The following is a 2,297-nucleotide window of genomic DNA, read 5'->3' on the forward strand; positions in this document are numbered from 1 at the left end:
GATTCACGTATAAAAGCTTTCCGTTGCTACGGGCCGGTAGCTCAGTTGGTAGAGCATCTGACTTTTAATCAGATGGTCACTGGTTCGATCCCAGTCCGGCTCACCATTTAAAAAGTACCACCTGCGGGGTCATTTCCCGCAGGGGCTTGAGTTTCAAGTCCCTATCGTCTAGCCTGGCCCAGGACACCGCCCTTTCACGGCGGCGACGGGGGTTCGAATCCCCCTGGGGACGCCACTAAAGAAAAAGCCTCACTGCGCAAGGAGTGGGGCTTTTTCTTTATCTGGTCATCGGGATTCGAAGCGAAGCGAGCGCTGACTGAATGTCAGAAAAGCGGCCATGGACGGCCGCGTCAGCGAGCGCAGGGGAGCCGACGCAGGAAGGCACGTGATGTGCCTGACGCAGTGGGCGAATCCCCCTGGGGATGCCAACTAAAGGAAGCCTCATCGCGAACGCGGTGGGGCTTTTTTTGTGGAATTTTACGGTTAGGTTGGTCGTAGGTTGGTTGGTTTGCAGTAGTTGGGAATTTTGTTGCAGGGGTCGCAGGCGGGACACTGCTGTAGAGCACCGATAACGACACTTCTGTTCAGATTACCCACAGACACCTATAGGCCCACAAAAAAAAGGGGCTCCTCAATACTCAGAGCAACCCCTTTTTACACTCAGCCCGAAAATCAATCAGAAGTTGTAACGAAGACCTAACATCATGTTGTGAGTAGAATATTCACTTTCGATCTTCTCTCCTTCAATTGTAAACTCAGGATCGCTAGTGGCAAAGTAACGGTATTGGAGATCAAGACTTATTTTAGTATTAATGGCATAGGAGACACCAGCTGCCGCCTGATAAGCGAAAACATTATCTTTTTCTCCATCAGCATCCAATCTGGCGAGCCCGACACCAAAGCCTAAGAAGGGGGTCAGTGCTGACTCTGTCTTGAAATCATAAAACCCATTAGCCATAAAAGAGAGAGATGAAAAATCACCACTAACATTTTCATCTTCGAAGTACGCAGAATATTCACCCTTCCACTTTAATTTGTCTGCATCATTAACGCGATATCCGACTTCTACTTCCGATCTAAGGCCGCTATCATAGGCATGTCCTAAGGCCACGAGAATTCCGTATCCATTTTCAAATGTAAATTCAGCGGGTGTTTCTCCATAGTCCTTAAATTTTACATCTGCGTCATTCAGCACAACCAAACCTAGGTTTCCTGAAACATACGTTTGAGCCATCAAGCTACTGGCAGAAAAAAATAAGAAAATAGAGAAAACCAGCGCGATGCAAAAACCCTTTTTTGTAACCATGTTAATTGTTCCTCCTAGAAAATAGTTTTCTTCGTAGCCGAGTGATTCAAAATAATAACATGCGTCATCTGACTAAAATCTGACTGAAGAGGAAAAATGGAAAAATAAACTCATAAATCGACATTAAAGTTTTCATTCCTGCACCTGATTATCCAGCTTTCACTTCCTCTGTCAATATTTCTCAGTGGTGACTGATCTGATCAAGCAAAACCGTGGTCAACTTGCCACCCACTTAGACTGCCCGCTTTAAATTTCTCAAAAACACATCCATCACCCCCGCTCCGATCCCTGTGATCGGGGCTTTTTTATGCCCACTGAAAGGAGCTCACTATGATCCGCATCAACCACTGGCAAGACCTGTCCCCATCTCTGCGGGAGGTGTCAGGAAGCAGCCGGGATCCTTGTTCCGCAACGGGATGAGCCCGCGGCCGTAGGCCACTGCCAGGCAGCCACCGCACACCGGCCGCAGCTGGCAGGAATCGCACTCGCGGCAACCACGGCGGTAATCGCGGGCGACAGTGGAATGAAAAAAAGCGAGTCAATGATGATCAGACAAGAGAGACGGAATCAAAGCAGGTCATTCATGGGATCCGTCATATTTAACAAAACTCTCAAATATGGCAAATCCAACAAGCAGTCTCAGCCTCTCTGTTAATCACAATCAATATTTTGTTGTTGATAATCGATACCTTGCAATAAGCATATGGTGTTCCTTCAACTGGTGCGTTTATTGCTGATAAAATGACTGCTCAATGTTGATACGGAAAAATATCAAAGACACGCTTCTGTCCGGTTCAATTAATTTTAAATGGAGAAAAAACATGCAGAATTTTTCATTGCAGAAAAGTCGCATCCTGGCATTGATAGTCGTCGGAGTCCTCGCTGCATCCCCTGCCCTCGCAGATAAAAACAAGTGGGATGGAGACGACAAAAAGGGCAACAAATCCGAACAGAATGAAAGGATTGTCAGTCAGAGAGACAATCACAGAGA

Annotated in this window: 1 protein-coding gene and 2 tRNA genes; 2 read left to right on the plus strand and 1 reads right to left on the minus strand. The window is 46.8% G+C overall.

Annotation, left to right across the window (positions count from 1 at the left end; genetic code table 11):
* The first annotated feature begins 30 nt into the window (after nt 1-30).
* Together AC6F7T_RS06490 and AC6F7T_RS06495 are read left to right on the plus strand one after the other, a co-directional pair.
* Nucleotides 31-106 (plus strand) — tRNA-Lys (locus AC6F7T_RS06490).
* A gap of 51 nt (nt 107-157) precedes the next feature.
* Nucleotides 158-235, plus strand: a tRNA-Glu gene (locus tag AC6F7T_RS06495).
* A gap of 441 nt (nt 236-676) precedes the next feature.
* Here the strand turns inward: AC6F7T_RS06495 and AC6F7T_RS06500 are convergent.
* On the minus strand, nt 677-1,306 hold the full coding sequence (locus AC6F7T_RS06500; protein ID WP_500717186.1) for an outer membrane beta-barrel protein: 630 nt from the start codon (nt 1,304-1,306) through the stop codon (nt 677-679).
* Nucleotides 1,307-2,297: the final 991 nt, after the last annotated feature.

Source organism: Pelovirga sp., assembly GCF_059864205.1.

What these genes read in the sequence shown, in the direction of transcription:
- AC6F7T_RS06500 (WP_500717186.1), bottom strand. Translation starts at nt 1,306, where the DNA reads ATGGTTACAAAAAAGGGTTTTTGCATCGCGCTGGTTTTCTCTATTTTC.